13 protein-coding genes are annotated in these 16,487 nt (G+C 40.8%); 6 read left to right on the forward strand and 7 right to left on the reverse strand.

Annotated features, from left to right (window positions below):
• The first annotated feature begins 254 nt into the window (after positions 1-254).
• From ACHFIY_RS18315 to ACHFIY_RS18325, 3 genes are all read left to right on the forward strand, one after another.
• Entirely contained in the window at positions 255-1,382 is a 1,128-nt protein-coding gene (locus tag ACHFIY_RS18315; protein WP_410847576.1) for a DegT/DnrJ/EryC1/StrS family aminotransferase, read from the forward strand.
• Between the two features lie 6 nt (positions 1,383-1,388).
• Entirely contained in the window at positions 1,389-2,690 is a 1,302-nt protein-coding gene (locus tag ACHFIY_RS18320; protein WP_410847577.1) for a UDP-glucose dehydrogenase family protein, read from the forward strand.
• A gap of 63 nt (positions 2,691-2,753) precedes the next feature.
• Positions 2,754-3,731, forward strand: coding sequence for a UDP-glucuronic acid decarboxylase family protein (locus ACHFIY_RS18325; RefSeq protein WP_410847578.1), 978 nt, complete (start codon positions 2,754-2,756; stop codon positions 3,729-3,731).
• A 193-nt stretch (positions 3,732-3,924) separates the two neighbouring features.
• Here ACHFIY_RS18325 and ACHFIY_RS18330 read toward each other — a convergent pair whose 3' ends face one another.
• The 3 genes from ACHFIY_RS18330 to ACHFIY_RS18340 are packed head-to-tail and all read right to left on the reverse strand — an operon-like array spanning position 3,925 to position 5,638.
• Positions 3,925-4,278 (reverse strand): SnoaL-like domain-containing protein, encoded by a 354-nt coding sequence (locus ACHFIY_RS18330; RefSeq protein WP_410847579.1) that lies wholly within the window; start codon positions 4,276-4,278, stop codon positions 3,925-3,927.
• A 19-nt stretch (positions 4,279-4,297) separates the two neighbouring features.
• Positions 4,298-4,891: a peroxiredoxin family protein gene (locus ACHFIY_RS18335; protein WP_410847580.1), complete on the reverse strand. Its 594-nt coding sequence runs from the start codon at positions 4,889-4,891 to the stop codon at positions 4,298-4,300.
• Positions 4,892-4,912: 21 nt separating this feature from the next.
• Complete coding sequence (locus ACHFIY_RS18340) at positions 4,913-5,638, reverse strand: SDR family oxidoreductase (RefSeq protein WP_410847581.1); 726 nt, start codon at positions 5,636-5,638, stop codon at positions 4,913-4,915.
• A gap of 86 nt (positions 5,639-5,724) precedes the next feature.
• Here ACHFIY_RS18340 and ACHFIY_RS18345 point away from each other — a divergent pair, with 86 nt between their 5' ends.
• Both ACHFIY_RS18345 and ACHFIY_RS18350 read left to right on the forward strand, forming a co-directional pair.
• A complete protein-coding gene (locus tag ACHFIY_RS18345) occupies positions 5,725-6,096 on the forward strand; it encodes a winged helix-turn-helix transcriptional regulator (protein ID WP_410847582.1) in 372 nt (123 codons plus the stop codon).
• Between the two features lie 151 nt (positions 6,097-6,247).
• Positions 6,248-7,627 (forward strand): alkaline phosphatase family protein, encoded by a 1,380-nt coding sequence (locus tag ACHFIY_RS18350; RefSeq protein ID WP_410847583.1) that lies wholly within the window; start codon positions 6,248-6,250, stop codon positions 7,625-7,627.
• A gap of 40 nt (positions 7,628-7,667) precedes the next feature.
• On the opposite strand, the gene ACHFIY_RS18355 is transcribed toward ACHFIY_RS18350, so the two are convergent.
• On the reverse strand, positions 7,668-9,302 hold the full coding sequence (locus ACHFIY_RS18355) for a hypothetical protein (RefSeq protein WP_410847584.1): 1,635 nt from the start codon (positions 9,300-9,302) through the stop codon (positions 7,668-7,670).
• A gap of 234 nt (positions 9,303-9,536) precedes the next feature.
• Here ACHFIY_RS18355 and ACHFIY_RS18360 point away from each other — a divergent pair, with 234 nt between their 5' ends.
• Entirely contained in the window at positions 9,537-10,919 is a 1,383-nt protein-coding gene (locus ACHFIY_RS18360) for a glutamate racemase (protein WP_410847585.1), read from the forward strand.
• A gap of 168 nt (positions 10,920-11,087) precedes the next feature.
• Here the strand turns inward: ACHFIY_RS18360 and rseP are convergent, their stop codons facing one another.
• From rseP to ACHFIY_RS18375, 3 genes are all read right to left on the reverse strand, one after another.
• Positions 11,088-12,434, reverse strand: a complete 1,347-nt coding sequence (rseP, locus tag ACHFIY_RS18365; RefSeq protein WP_410847586.1) for an RIP metalloprotease RseP — start codon at positions 12,432-12,434, stop codon at positions 11,088-11,090.
• A gap of 183 nt (positions 12,435-12,617) precedes the next feature.
• A complete protein-coding gene (locus ACHFIY_RS18370; protein ID WP_410847587.1) occupies positions 12,618-13,772 on the reverse strand; it encodes a 1-deoxy-D-xylulose-5-phosphate reductoisomerase in 1,155 nt (384 codons plus the stop codon).
• A 291-nt stretch (positions 13,773-14,063) separates the two neighbouring features.
• Positions 14,064-15,566, reverse strand: coding sequence for a GH3 auxin-responsive promoter family protein (locus ACHFIY_RS18375; RefSeq protein ID WP_410847588.1), 1,503 nt, complete (start codon positions 15,564-15,566; stop codon positions 14,064-14,066).
• Positions 15,567-16,487 lie beyond the last annotated feature (921 nt).

The raw sequence follows: 16,487 nt of genomic DNA on the forward strand, positions 1-16,487 counted from the left end.
ATAAAACTATCATTTCATTATCAATACATTATTATAAAATTCACTTAAATTATTTAAATACACCCGAGTCTATGCTTTCATCAATTGAACTTTTTATATACTTTGTTTGGTGAACATTTTAGGCAAAATATTTAAGCGATGAAATTATTCTTTTATTAAAATATGTACTATTAAAATATTTATCCTTTTATGCCACACCCATTTGCCCATTTTATTTGTCATTTTCCCATAGATTTGTTGCCTATTAGGCACTTATGAGGGCAATACAGATGGTAGATACAAAAACACAGTATCTCAAAATAAAAGACCAGGTTACAGAAGCTATGCAAGCAGTACTGGATAGTGCAGCATACATAGGCGGCAAAGCAGTACAAGATTTTGGAGTGGCGCTCAACACATATATTGGAAGTGGATATACAATACCTTGTGCCAATGGTACAGATGCACTGCAAATAGCCATGATGGCATTGGGCTTGCAGCCAGGCGATGAAGTAATCACGCCATCTTTTACCTATATTGCTACCACAGAAGTAGTGGCATTGTTAAGGCTTACGCCCGTTTTTGTTGAGGTTGACAAAGATACTTTTTGCATCAGCCCAGAAGCTATAAGGGCAGCCATTACCCCAAAAACAAAAGCCATCGTCCCTGTACATTTATATGGTCATTCGGCGCCGATGGAAGAAATAATGCAAATAGCCAAAGAGCATAACCTATTTGTAATAGAAGACAATGCCCAAGCTATTGGCTGCGACTATACTTTTACCGATGGAACGGTAAAGAAAACAGGTAGCATTGGGCATATAGGTTGCACATCTTTTTACCCTAGCAAAAATTTAGGGGCCTATGGTGATGGTGGGGCTATTTTCACCAATGATGAAGCATTAGCCGAAAAAATTAAAATGATTGCCAACCATGGGCAAAAAGTACGCTACTACCACGAAATGGTAGGCTGCAATTCACGGTTAGATGCATTGCAAGCAGCCATTTTAAATATCAAATTAAAAAAGCTAGACGAATACAACAAAGCACGCCAAATAGCAGCAGCTTTTTATACAAAAGCCTTTTCCGGCTGTGGATGGATAACAACCCCCGCAGTTGCCGATTATTCTATGCATGTTTACCATCAATATACTATATTGCTTGATGGCCTAGATAGGGATGAACTGAGCAGCTACCTGTCTGCAAAAGGAATACCTAATATGATTTACTACCCCGTGCCTAGCCATAAGCAAAAAATGTTTGCGGGCTTTGATTTCGGCGACTTGCAGTTGCCGGTTACAGATTGGCTTACCGAAAGGGTAATATCCCTGCCTATACATACAGAATTGGATGAGGAACAATTAACTTTTATAACTTCGGCAGTACTAAACTTTAAAAATTAAGGCATAATGAAAATAGCGGTTGTAGGCACAGGGTATGTAGGGTTAGTATCAGGTACTTGTTTTGCAGAAACAGGCAACAAAGTAACCTGTATAGATATTGACCAAAGGAAAGTAACCAAGCTATCCAACGGGGAAATAACCATTTATGAGCCAGGATTAGAAAAAATATTTTTACGCAACCTGAACGAAGGCCGCTTGAAATTTACTACCAACCTTGCCGATGGCATTAAAGATGCAGCCATTATTTTTCTTGCATTGCCTACCCCTCCGGGTGCTGATGGAAGTGCCGATTTGAAATATGTATTAGGCGTTGCCAACGATTTAGGCAAAATATTGACTGATTATAAAGTAATAGTTGATAAAAGCACCGTTCCTGTAGGCACGGCAGAAAAAGTTCATGCAGCTATTGCAGCCAACTATTCCGGCGAATTTGACGTGGTGAGTAACCCCGAATTTTTGCGTGAAGGCGTGGCAGTGGACGATTTTATGAAACCAGATCGTGTGGTAATTGGCGCAAGCTCTGAAAGGGCAAGAAAAGTAATGGGCGAATTGTATGCACCGTATGTTCGCCAAGGCAACCCGGTAATTTATATGGATGAAAAAAGTGCCGAGCTTACCAAATATGCAGCAAACTCATTCTTGGCTGCTAAAATTTCTTTCATGAACGAAATTGCTCAGATGTGCGAGCGCTTAGGTGCGGATGTGGACATGGTAAGGCGTGGCATAGGCAGCGACGATCGTATTGGCAAACGTTTCCTTTTCCCGGGCATTGGGTATGGCGGTAGTTGTTTCCCTAAAGATGTACAGGCCTTAATTATGTCTGCCGAGGAAGTTGGCTACGACTTTCAAATATTGAAAGCCGTAGAAGAAGTAAACGAAAAACAAAAAACACATTTAATCCCTAAGATAAAAGCATATTTCAATGATGATTTAAGAGGCAAGCACTTTGCCTTGTGGGGTTTGGCTTTTAAACCCAATACAGACGATATTCGAGAAGCCCCAGCCTTATACTTGATTGATGCCTTGACAGCAGCAGGTGCAACCGTTGCTGCATTTGACCCAGAAGCAATGCCAAATGTAAAAAGGCAAATTGGCGATAAAATTGCTTATGGCGAAAATCAATATGGTGTTTTAGATGGTGCAGACGCATTGATTATTGCCACCGAATGGTCTGAATTCAGGACACCCGATTTTGAAATAATGGAAGCAAAGTTGAAAGCCAAAGTATTGTTCGATGGCCGTAATTTATTTGATAGCAAACAAATTAGGGAAGTGGGATATTTTTATGAAAGCATAGGAAGACCGTAATAATTAGGAATTATAAATTAGGAATGATGAATATTTTTTCATCTGAACCATAATCAAAATATTATGAAAAGAGTATTGATAACAGGCGCGGCTGGTTTTTTAGGTTCGCACTTATGCGATAAATTTATAAATGAAGGCTACCATGTAATTGGCATGGACAACCTAATCACGGGCGATTTGATGAACATTGAACATTTGTTCCCTTTGCCGCAGTTTGAGTTTTACCACCACGATGTTTCCAAATTCATCCATGTCCCGGGCAATATTGATTATATCCTGCATTTTGCATCCCCAGCTAGCCCTATTGATTATTTGAAAATACCTATCCAAACCTTGAAAGTGGGTTCTTTAGGTACGCATAATTGCTTGGGCTTGGCAAAAGCCAAGGGTGCGAGGATGCTGATAGCTTCTACCAGCGAAATTTATGGCGACCCATTGGTGCACCCACAAACAGAAGAATATTGGGGCAATGTAAACCCAATTGGCCCTCGTGGTGTATATGACGAAGCAAAACGCTTCCAAGAAGCCATTACCATGGCTTACCATACTTTCCATGGTGTAGAAACGAGAATTGTTAGGATATTCAATACCTACGGCCCTAAAATGCGCTTGAACGATGGTCGTGCATTGCCAGCGTTTATCGGCCAAGCATTGCGTGGCGAAGACTTAACTGTTTTTGGCGATGGCAGCCAAACCCGTAGCTTTTGTTATGTGGACGATTTGGTAGATGGCATCTACAAACTATTGTTAAGTGATTATGCCTACCCGGTAAACATTGGAAACCCCAATGAAATATCTTTAAAAGACTTTGCAGAGGAAGTGCTAAAATTAACAGGTTCTTCCGTAAAAATCGTTTATAAAGATTTGCCTAAAGACGACCCCAAGCAACGCAAACCAGACATTACAAAAGCACAAGAAATACTGGGATGGGAACCAAAGGTTGACAGGGCAGAAGGATTGAAAAAAACCTACGAATACTTTAAGTCGCTGCCGCCTACAGAATGGCAAAAGCAACCTAAAGAGTTTGTTAGTAGTAAATAATTTTTTTTATCGCATAATAAAAAAGCACACATAATGAAGTCTTCGTTTTAAACGAAGCCTTCATTCAACAAAGCTAAAATAAAAACCTACTTATACCAAAATCTGCAACTATCCAAAAGATTGATATTCCTAAAAAAACTACCCCCTTAAATGTTTGATGTGAAACCCATTTCTATTGGATTACCCAAATCAATTACGCAATAAACCTTTCGCGGATAATTTTTCCTTCTTCCCAATCTTGGATAGCAATTTGGACTACTTTGATGGCACCATTGTCAGCATGGTCAAAATCGAGCGACCAAACCAAAAAACTACGGTTGCCTTTCACAATTTTGCCCACCGCAGTGAAATCACGGATTGCGGTAACTTTAGACAATAACTCGTACCCAATTTTTTCATTTACAGCCTTGCCTTTGTGCGTTATACCATCCAAGTCTGTTTTTTCAAGGTCGTCGTGGTAAAATTTTTCAAAGGCTTCCATTGGTTTGCCTTCCCCAACCAAAGACACTAATTCATCTAACGACATAACGATTTGTTGTTCACTCATTTTTCTTAATTTGTATGGTTTATAAATGCGCTAAAAGTTCTTTTACAGTTACCCTGTTGTTGCTATTTGGGTTTGAATAAGGAGAGTTATTGAAATAGCGGTAGGAGATTTTTCCATCTTGCTCAATAATAAAAGCAGAGGGTCTTGGTAGATAATTTCCGTTTTTGCCATTATTGCCCACCACATCAATGTTATATTTTTTGTGTATCGTGTCCATATCAGGCGTCACTTTAAATATTACTTTATATGCTTTCGATATCTTCAACCCTTCATCACTCAATACAGAAAAAGTTGCTTTGGACTTACTTACGGTTTTTGCAACACCATCTGCGCCTTCGGGTGAAATAGCAATAACAGAAACATTTTTATCTGTTAGCAATTGCAACGAATCCTGTAAACTTTTTACAGCCTTGCTACAGCCTGGACACCAGAAACCACGATAGAACAGCACCACAACTTTGCCCTTTTGTAAGGTGTTTTGTAAACTGACTGTTTTACCGTTTTGATTCTTGGCAATAAAGTTGGGGGCCTTCTCACCCACTTTTAAACCCGTTTGTGCCATAGAAACCATTGAAAACAGCATTGCGACGAATGCGATAATTGTTTTTTTCATTTTTTTAAATTTTTGTTGTTATTAAATAAGTCGGGCACCACCGTCCACGTGGATTACCTCGCCAGTGATAGAAGCATTTGACATTAAAAAAAGCACTGCCGAAGCCACTTCCTCGGGGGAAGCAATCTTTTTTACAGGTAGTTTTTCAGCAATGGTTGCCAAAATTTCAGTTTTTTGTTCACTCATAATACCATCCCACATCGGTGTGTCGGTGTAGCCAGGTGAAACGGCATTTAAACGGATATGCGGCAGTTCCATTACCAACACACGGGCTAGCTGCTCGGCAGAAGCAGTACCCAAGCCAGAAACCCAAGCACCACTTATGGGTCTATCAGTAGAAACGCCACCTGTAAAAGTGATGGAACCCGATGGGCTTATTTTGTTGGCCACCGCCCTTACAATTCTTAAACTTCCCAGTAGCCGCGTATTAAAAGCGGCCATGTTTTCTTCTAAAACACCTTCCGTCACGCTTCCAAGTTTGGTACTGCCTGCGGCAATATAAATATGGTCTATGCTGGCAAAAGGCTTAAAAAAGTCAACTATTGCCTGTTCATCATCCACATCTAATGTCCACCCTTTTACGGCAAAACCAACGGAAGAAGCTGCATAAATCGCTTTCTTTTGGTTGCGACCGGTGAGCACAACGTTTGCCCCGAACTCATTTGCCAACTTAACTACTGCCAACCCAATTCCAGAACTGCCGCCTACCACAACTATGGTTTTGTCCTTCAAATTACTTGCTACCATATTTTTTTTTATTATTTAAAAACAAAAATAGAAGTCAATACCTTTGCTGCCTAAAAAGTAAGTACATACAATTTAGTAAGTATAACATGCGAAAGATAAATTCTACCAATCATATCAACGAAAAAGCAATCACTACCGATTGCCCCATCACTTCCACCGTGCTGGCCATTGGGGGGCGATGGAAAATAATCATCCTATGGCAATTGAAAAATGGGTCGTTCCGCTACAATGAAATAAGGAAAGCAATCCCGAACATTTCGGAGAAAATGCTGATACAGCAACTAAAAGAATTGATGAACAGTGGCTGGGTAACCAAGAAAGATTACAACGAAATCCCCCCAAGGACAGAATATAGTTTAACGAAAGTTGGAACATCTTTCATACCCATTTTGGAAAGTATTTGCGAGTGGGGAATTGCTAATAATATTACAGGGCTAAGGCAAAAAAGCGGTAGGTAGCTAGTAAAGAAAGAGGCATTTAAGAATAAATGAGGCAATTAGGCATAGGATAATTTTGAAACGTTTACCCTTTGTTACCTAGTTTTTTTTTTCAAACACATTTTATAGTAGATTTGAAAGATAATTTATCAAACCCTCACCCTACCTACTTATGAAACAAATTTTTACATTCGTTATCCTTTGCTTATTTATTTGCCAGCACACATTGGCTCAAAAAAAACCCGATCATGTGATAATTGTAATATTGGAAAACCATTCTTATAATGAAATCCATGACAGTGCTGCTGCTCCATACATAAACAGTTTATTTAACGATGCTTATGGGGCTGTACTAACCAAGTCTTATGCCTTGACACACCCTAGCCAACCAAATTATATCATGTTGTTTTCTGGTAACAACCAAGGTGTTATTAATGACAACCTGCCTACTGGCAGGCCTTTTACAACGGCTAATCTAGGGGCATCCCTTTTGCAGAATGGTTATACATTTACGGGCTATTCCGAAACCATGCCTTCTGAGGGCTTTAATGGTGCTACATCGGGTGCTTATGCGAGAAAGCATAATCCTTGGTCCAACTGGCAAGGAGCAGCCATCAATGGCATTCCAAGCACCCTCAACCAGCCACTCACTGCCTTTCCTGCTAATTTTAGCACCTTGCCCACTTTGTCTTTTGTTATCCCAAATTTGAATAACGACATGCACGATGGCACTGTGGCCACTAGCGATACTTGGATAAAAAATAATTTAGATAGCTATATCCAATGGTGCAAAAAAAACAATAGCCTTTTTATACTCACTTTTGATGAAGACGATAAATCGCAAAGTAACCAGATTGTAACCTTATTTGTTGGGCAGGATGTAAAAGGTGGGCTTTACCCGCAGCCCATTACGCATTACAACCTTTTGCGTACCATTGAAGACTTGTATGGCTTGCCTTATGCAGGTGCGAGCAAAGACTCTTCCAGCATTAAAAATATCTGGAGAACGGTTTTGCCAATTAAATTAAGCAGTTTTTTCGCAACTAAAAAAACTGGGTATAATACAATTGAATGGTTTAGTGCAACAGAGGAAAATTGTGCTTTTTTTGAATTACAAAGCAGTTTGGATACAAAAACATTTGTCTCAATAGGTAAAGTAAATGCTACTGGAAGCAATAGTAAATATAGTTTTAGCAACAATAACCTTGAACCAACTACTGTTTACTACCGGTTAAAAATAGTTGACAAAGATGGCACTTTAAGCTACAGTAATGTAATATCTGTAAATAATACATTTCCTGTGGGTAACTTATTTAAAGTATCGCCAAATCCTGCCGTGGCAACCACTACACTGTATTTTAACCATCTAATTCCTTATGCAACTATAACCGTGTATAATACAGCAGGACAAAACCTTATAAGCACCAGCTTTAAAGGAGCAGGCCTAAATAAGTATTCTTTAGCTACAGACAAGCTAAAAAAAGGTACATACCTTGTATCGGTAAAAACAGATACAGAAAATTATTGCAGCAAACTGGTTATTTCAAAATAAGTTGGTGTTTTGTGTATCATTTCAATTATAGCTAGTATTTCTATTTATCAATAAAAAAAGTCTGGCTTACTATAGGTGCTGTTTTTACCTTAGGTTCTATACTTGTACCATATTGCCATGCAACTATAGTTACCCTTACAGGATATTTGCTTTGTGGCGGTATTGTGGTAAACATTAGTTTATTGCCCACAACCTCTGCTGGGCCTTCTAGTATATAAAAAGAAACGGGCAGGCTGGCAGAAGAACTTGCTTTTAACTCCATCATTTTAGCACCTGATTTTGGGTTGCCAATTGGCTCGAAGCTGATGGCTTGTTCTATACCTTGGCTATTAGTGGCAGGTATTACCATTTCAGCTTGCTGCACAGCAGGCTTGTAGCTTTCATCGCCTGAGTGAGTAGCTGCAAAAGTAAACGTATAAGTTTTGGCATTGCTTTTTATAGTTTTATCAAAACTTACCTCAAAAATACTGTCGCTTATTTTCTTAAAAGGCCCAATTATCCTGTTTATAGATATAGCCACATTAGCAGTAGAGTGGCCTATATGGCTGCCAACTATTAGGCCTGTCCAATCTTTTAACCTTGGGCTTTCGCCAGCTACCGTATCTAAGAAGCCCGCTTTTAGTTTAAAAGTAGTGCCATTGCTGTCGGGCAAAAATGGCAGCCTTACCTGCAAGTGGCTGTTGCGTTGCTGCACCATTTTGTCATCTTGTATATAGCCTAGCAATTGTGCTTTTTTGTTGCGGTAAGCCGCTTGATACGCGTCTGTGGCCTTTGCCATTTCCTCGTCAAAAAACCAAAATGCTTCTTTAGGGTCGCCTTTGTATTTATTTACAGGTGCTGCTACTGCTTTTGGGGCTTCATTCAGCCGCCATTTATCTGCCATCCACCCATTACTGGTGGGGTCAATAGTATTCAGTACTGGATAGTTACCGTCCATTTGGTTGGTTAGCCTGTATTGCACTGCTTTTTTAATGTACAAAGCAATATAGTCAATCTTTTTTTCAGATGCGGCAAAATGCCCCTCCACTGGGCAGGCCAACATGCTGATGGCCAATAGTGGGTGCTCGGCACGTTCTTTTAAGCCTTCATTACTCCAAGTATTGGCCGCTTCATATTCTCCCATGGTTTCCAAACAAGGTATAGCATCCAATGTCCTATCTTCCCAAATATCTGGAGCAAATTTGGGGTCCCGGAAATAAGGCCATTGTCCACTAACGGAAATGGCACAAAGGGTGCGTTCTGGTTTCCACACGGCAAAATAATATGGCCAGCTAGCTGCCGCAGAATGGCCTATTGGCACAACAGGTGCAAACTTTAATTCTGTGTAGCCCGATGCTTCCGCTAGGTTATTCATGATGTTGTTGAATGTTTCGCCGGCACCTTCGTTAAACCGGAATAGATGGTCGAATGCTGGGGTTACCCATATTTCGGCAAAACCTAGTTTGCCCATCTGTTTCCTGAATTCAGGATGTTCCAGAATAGATAGTTCTTCCATGTTGTTTTGGGCAAAAACCACACCTTTTACCTTTTTGCAATTGTCTGGCACCCACAAAAAAGCCCTAGCTTCTTCTGCACCTACCCTTTCATTTTTGAATAGGGTTGACCATTGCCAGACCTGTGCAGACAATCCCACACAATAAAAACAAATCAATAGTAGTGAAAGCATTACTTTCATACGCAAAGGATAATTAACCATCGTTTTATTTTTCAGGACAGCTAATGTAAGCAGAAGGCTGGAAAAAGTGACACAAACTAAGTGTAGATTAAAGCATATAAATGAGATTTCACCCAATCATTGAAATCATTTAACCACTTTTATAGGTTACAAAAACCACCCACCCTGCACTTTATTATAAAGCATTAAAGTACCTTTAACACTATGCAAACAATAAAATCCGCCCTTTTCGCAATGATGCTAATAGCAGCACTATTTACAGTCAATGCACAGGAACCCGCAAAACCTGTGGATAGCTCCCTCCCAGTTGGCGTGTTCGATTCTGGCACTGGGGGATTAACAGTTTTGGAAGCCATATTAAAGTTAGATGCATACAATAATATTACTGGCAAGCCGGGTGCTGATGGCAAGCCCGACTTTGAAAATGAAAAGTTTGAATACCTGGCTGACCAAGCCAATATGCCTTATGGCAATTATGCCGCCGCAGGCAAAACCGATTTGCTGAAAGAGCATGTGCTGAAAAACCTAAAATTCCTGATTGGCAGCCAATACGACAAGCCCGCTGCACCCACTTGGCAGATAGCAGCTAAACGACCTGTGAAAATGGTGGTGGTGGCCTGCAATACTGCCACGGCTTATGCGCTGGGCGACATGAAGGCGTATATACAAACTTACAACCCTTCCATACCCTGCATAGGCGTGATAGATGCAGGCTCCAAAGCCGCTTTGCAATACCAACAAACCCATAAAGGCACAATTGGCGTTTTTGCAACGGCTGGCACAGTGGCTTCCAATGGCTACCAGCGCACGCTAAAACAAATGGCTGCGCAATACCTCGGTGTTGGGGATTTAAGCATTGTAAGCCAAGGAGGCGTTGGCCTAGCCGAAAGCATAGACCGTGACAATGATTATTTTAATGATACCCTAACCAAGGCAAGGAGCAACTACCGTGGCCCTTCTTTAAAAAACACCAAGCTGGCTATTGATACATCGTTGCTGCCTATATATCATTTTGACAAGTCTTACAATAAAATGCTGTGCGAATACGACCCTAAAACCAACAATTGCCTGGAAATGCAGATAAACGACCCTGCCAATTATGTGCGTTACCATTTGGTAACCTTATTAGAGAAAATGAGGAAGGAAAATACGGCACTGCCATTAAATACATTGATACTCGGCTGCACGCACTACCCCTATATGAAAGATATCATTGCCAAAGTACTTTTAGAATTATACAATTTTAAAAATGGTAATGCCTACCGCTACCGCCACCTGATGGCAGCCCATGTACAACTGATAGACCCTGCCGTAGAAACAGCAAAAGAAGCGTACTTGGCTATGCGTAGCCATAACTTGGCATCGGCAACAACAGTAAAAGCACAAAACCAATTTTTCATCTGCGTGCCCAATACTGATTTAAAGGAAGTACAACTAGAAAACAATGGCTGGTTTACCTATGCCTACAAATATGGCCGCAATGTAGGCGAAAACAAAACATTTGTGCGTACCGAGCCTTTCAGCACTAAAAACATTGCACCCGCCACTTTCCAAAGGTTTAAAACGGCTTTGCCACATGTACACACTTTGCTTACACAGCAGATAGTGGGGCTATAGATATATGCCACAAAGGTGTAAAAAAGTAATAAAGATATAGATGAAAGAATAGGTACATTATACTAAAGGTATGCGAATAGTAATCAGTTGTTATTAGTAACACATCAAGCATTCAGTTGATTATCAAGATATTTTTTTTATGCACTTTGAGAAATCATAATTCATAACTTATTTAAACAGCCTCCAGAAATCCAACCCCAAAGCATACACCATCAAACTTAGCAATAATACCATGCCTGCTATTTGTGCATACTCCATAAATTTATCACCTGGCTTGCGGCCAGTTATCATTTCTACCAATGTAAAAAGCGCATGACCGCCATCTAAGGCAGGGATAGGCAAAATATTCATAAAAGCAAGGATAATGGAAAAGATACCCGTTAATGTCCAGAAGCGTTCCCAATCCCAAACGCCAGGGAATGTATTGCCAATGCTGATTACGCTTCCAAGGCTATCGTTTGGGTTGTCTTTACCAGTAAATATCCTTTTAAGACCGGTAATATAATGCTGCAAGGTTTCTTTGCACCTTTTTATACCAATTGGAACTGCCTCTGCAAGAGAATATTTCTTTACTACCGTGCCAAACATTTTGCCAGGGTTTTCAGGTATAAAACCAATCAAGCCATCTTTCAATAAGCACCTTGTTGTTACCGTGTCTTTTCCACGCAGTATTTTCAATTCCACAATAGAGTCTTTGAACTTTGATCGTAAAGCAACCAACTGATGATAAAAAGTAATGCCAATGTTGTTCAATGCTATTAAAGTATCGCCTTTCACCAACTTGCCTTTTGTAATAACGGCTGTTTTTAAAACAGAATCTACCACCGCAGGATACCTTACCCCTACAAACGCATCCATGTTTTTATTTTTCACCAATTGTTTTGAGAGGGATGGAGGTATATTGATGTTTATTTTTTCAGCACCCCTTTCAAGTTGTATGCTTTTTGCGTCTTTCAACACAATATCTGCCGCCACAGTGCCAAAATATTCTAAAGGGCGGTTATCTATTGCCACAATATTATCCCCATCCTTTATGCCAATGCTTTGGGCAAGGCTATCTGTGCTAATGCCATATTTAAGGTTTTTCATGGGCAGTGATTCCTCGCCCCAATAAGCCGTGATGCCAATAAAGATAACGATTGCCAACAGCACGTTTACCAGCACGCCACCCGTCATGATGATGAGCCGCTGCCATGCTGGCTTGCTCCGAAATTCATGGTCTTCTGGGGGCAATTTCATTTGTTCCTTGTCCATGCTTTCGTCTATCATGCCGGATATTTTCACAAACCCGCCAAAAGGAACCCAGCCAATGCCATATTCGGTTTCGCCTTTTTTGATTTTAAACAAACTAAAACCAGGATTGAAAAATAGGTAAAACTTTTCTACCCTGCACTTGAATAACTTGGCAGGTATAAAATGCCCCAGCTCGTGTAGCACCACCAAAATTGAAAAAGAAAGTATAAACTGCCCTGCTTTTACAGCTACAGTGGCGAAATCAATTGCTAATAAAGTCATAGTATCATCATATCCGTAAACAACTAGGTAAGCCCACGGCTGTTTACTTTTTTAAAGCCAGCAAATATTGTTGCAGTGGCTTTGTTTATTAATTTTTATTAGAATAAACCTCACCCCAGCCCTTTCTGAAAGAAGAGAGAGCAAGAACAAAGAAGAGGGGGCAAAGCGAAAAACGTCATTTATTTACATCCTTATCAGCGAAGCAGTGTATGCCCTTGCCTGCCCGTCGCTGTCGAAATATTCCTGCAAAGTTGGCTTTTCTATAAATTTCATTTTAGTAAGCACATCTTCTATCACGGTGGTCATATCCAAAAAGCCTATGCGGTTTTTTATAAAGGCATACACTGCAATTTCGTTTGCGGCGTTTAATATGCAAGGCCAGTTGCCACCTTTGTTCAAAGCCTCGATAGCTAGTGCTAGGTTCCTGAACGTTTTTAAATCAGGTTCCTCAAAGGTTAGCGTATGCGGCTTTTTAAAATCGTACCTAGGAAAAGTGCTTGGTATCCTTTGTGGGAAGCCGAGTGCATATTGTATAGGCAATTTCATGTCGGGCAAGCCCATCTGCGATTTGATGCTACCATCGGCAAATTGCACCATGCTATGTATAATGCTCTGCGGATGTACAATTACTTGGATTTGGTCTGGATGCAAATTAAAAAGCCATTTTGCCTCAATCATTTCCAGCCCCTTGTTCATCAATGTGGCAGAATCGATTGAGATTTTGGCCCCCATTTCCCAATTGGGGTGCTGCAGAGCGTGTTCTTTTTTCACGTTTACCAAGTAATTTGGCTTTCTCCCTAAGAACGGGCCTCCACTTGCCGTAAGGATTATTTTTTCGATACTGTTCCTACCCTCCCCTATTAAACACTGGAATATAGCAGAATGTTCGCTGTCAACAGGTATAATGGGCGTGCGGTTGGCAATGGCTTTTTGCATCACCAATTCACCGGCTACCACCAAAGTTTCTTTGTTTGCAAGAGCAATTGGCTTGCCAGATTCTATCGCTTTCAGGGTAGGCTTCAACCCCGCAAAGCCAACAATGCCAGCCAGCATCATATCGTAACAGTCTAACCCTGCTACTTCTTCCAATGCTTTTTCGCCAGCAAAAACCTTTGTATTGGTATTTGCCAATGCTTCTTTTACCAGTTTATATTTTGTTTCGTCGCCAATTACTACACAATTTGGATTAAATTTCAATGCTTGCTCTATCAATAACTCATGGTTGCTATGAGCAGTTAAAATTTCGGCAGAGAACTTGTCTGCATGGGCGGCAATCACTTCCAAGGCTTGTGTGCCTATGGAGCCAGTGGAGCCGAATATAGCTATGCGTTTTACCATGAGGGTGCAATATAATTAAAGAAGGTAGAGATAGGCATTATAACTTTGAATAATAGAAAAAAATGCAATTTCATTAGGAATTAATAACAGCAAAGCCGCAGAGGCATTAAACGCAAAAAAGGCGCAACTGGGTGTAAAAAAAAGGTAAAACGCTACGCTTAAAGGGAGCAAAGTTTGGGCAAAGACGCTGCATTGTACACGAAAAGAAGGATTTTTCATAGCTTTTTTCATACTTAAAAGACATGTGTACACGGCCACTCTACAAACAAAGGCCACTATGGCAAAACCCATTTATCTATGATATATAACAAAGGGCTGCAAGGCATCTGCCAAAGCCCTATCATTGCCTAGCCTTGGTACTTTGTTTTGACCGCCTAGCTTGCCTACGCTTTTCATATAATCGATAAAACCATTTTTTTGTATGGTGTTGATGCGCAGGGTTTGTAGGATGTTGCCGCCAATCAAATCGTCGTAATACACGTTCTTACGCCTGAGGTTGGCATCTACTTTCAGGGCAAAATCTTTTAGGTTGTTCGGTGGGGTTTCAAATTCCACGAACCATTCGTGGTAGCTTTTGCCTTCTCCCTGCTGTATAAACGGCGCCACTGTAAACTCTACTATTTTTACGCCGTCCTCGCCTGCGGCTTTCAAAAGGGCGTGTTCTACCTCCTCGCCTATCACATGCTCGCCAAAAGCTGAAATAAAATGCTTTATCCTGCCCGTAACCACAATACGGTACGGGGCAAGGTTTACAAACTTCACCGTGTCGCCAATATTATAGCCCCAAAGGCCAGCGTTGCTGTTGATAATCAAGGCATAATTTTCACCCAGTTTCACGTCTTTCAGGCTTAGGCGGGTTGGCAGCTCGGAGAAAATTTCATTTGCCGGCACAAATTCAAAGAAAATGCCGCTGTTGGTATTCAATAATAGCCCCTCGGCATTTTGGCTATCCTGAAAGGCAATAAAGCCTTCGCTTGCCGGGAACAATTCTATGGTGTCTATCTTCCGCCCTATGCTTTCAAACAACTTGGCTTTGTAAGGCTCAAAGTTTACGCCGCCCTGCACCAGCAGGTTGAAATTGGGGAACAGCTCTCCTACCCTTTTGCCGCTGCGCTGCTGCAGCCTGTCGAAATACATCTGCACCCATGGCGGTATGCCACTGATGAGCGACATATCCTGCATGATGGTCTCGTCTACTATTTTATCTAGCTTGGTTTCCCATTCGTCTATGCAATTTGTTTCATAGGTAGGTAACTGGTTGGCACGCAGGTATTGCGGCACATGGTGGTTAACGATGCCGCTAAGCCTGCCCGTGGGTATGCCTGCCGTGCGTTCCAACTCGGGCGAGCCGCTTAGGAAAATCATCTTGCCCGAGACAAACTTGTTGTTGCCCGTTTCTGCCAAGTAGCAAAGCAAGGCGTTGCGGGCAGAATCGATATGGTTGGAAATAGAATCCTTGGTGATGGGGATGTATTTAACGCCGCTGGTGGTGCCGCTGGTCTTGGCAAGGTAAATGGGTTTGCCCTGCCAAAGCACGTTCTCCTTGCCTTCTTTAATTTGTTGGATGTAGTTCTTTATCTGCTCATAATCCCGCACTGGCACAGCCTGTGCAAATTCCTGGTAGTTGTTCACCGCACTGAAATGATGGTCGCTGCCATACACGGTTTTTTTGCCGCCCTGTATCAATTTCTTTAAAATAAGCTCCTGGCATTTGAGAGCATTGACCGCTTCTTTCTGTGTTTTTGTATATATATGGTTGGCAAATGGCCGTGCCAACAACGATTTAAGATCCATAATAGGTAACCGCTTTATTTGTAGGGTGCAAATATAGGAGTTGTGAGTGGTCAGTGGTCAGTCATAAGTTGTCAGTGGTGAGTTGTGAGTTGTGAGTTGGATAGATGAAAGCTGCTGCTTTTTCAGTTAGGCCTTACCCTAAACCCGACCTCACCCCCCAACCCCCTCTCCAAAGCTACTTTGCCACCCCGGCCTGCGGCCACCCCTCAAGAGGGGAATTGTGTTGGCTCTGTAACACCCGCTAATAGGGAGCAAGTGCAAAGGCGATGGGCAAAACTAAACCCCTTGCACATTTTTTATAATATACATTTTGCCGGCGTTTTTATTAAAATAGTTTCAGTTTTACCTTTTTTTGGGCTTTTTTTTTGTTTGTGTGTTTTTCAAAAATCGTCCTCTCTGTTGTAAACCATTGATTATCAACAATATCATCAAAATTTTATGAGTGATTTGTGCCTATTTAGTGCCTATTTTATGCCTATTTTATGCCTATTTTATGCCTATTTTATGCCTATTTTGTGCGCATTTTATGAGTGTTTTGTGCTTATAAAATGCATGTTTTATATCCATAAAATAAAACCCTATTTTGACACTACAACTATTTTAATATTAGTAAAAAAAGAACTACGATTTAGCTTGGGTTGCTTTGTCCATATGCTTTAAGCTAAATATTGCACGAAGATAAACTAAATATATTAGTATTTTTGAAAAAGTTATTATGGACTAGCTGGGAGAGCAGACTATGCGGCAGCGACAGTTGCTGTATTTAGCATGTGTGATAGGGTGGGGTAAAAAATAAGCTAAGGTGAGATTTTCTGCATATGGCAGAATATGGTACTCCCCAAAGTTCGGACAGCAAAGTTGCTTAATTAAGATGGTAAGCCATGCTTTTAAAATAAAAAGCCCTAAAGCTTTTTTATTTTA

This window comes from Parasediminibacterium schistidii (assembly GCF_046546515.1).
Lineage (GTDB): Bacteria > Bacteroidota > Bacteroidia > Chitinophagales > Chitinophagaceae > Parasediminibacterium.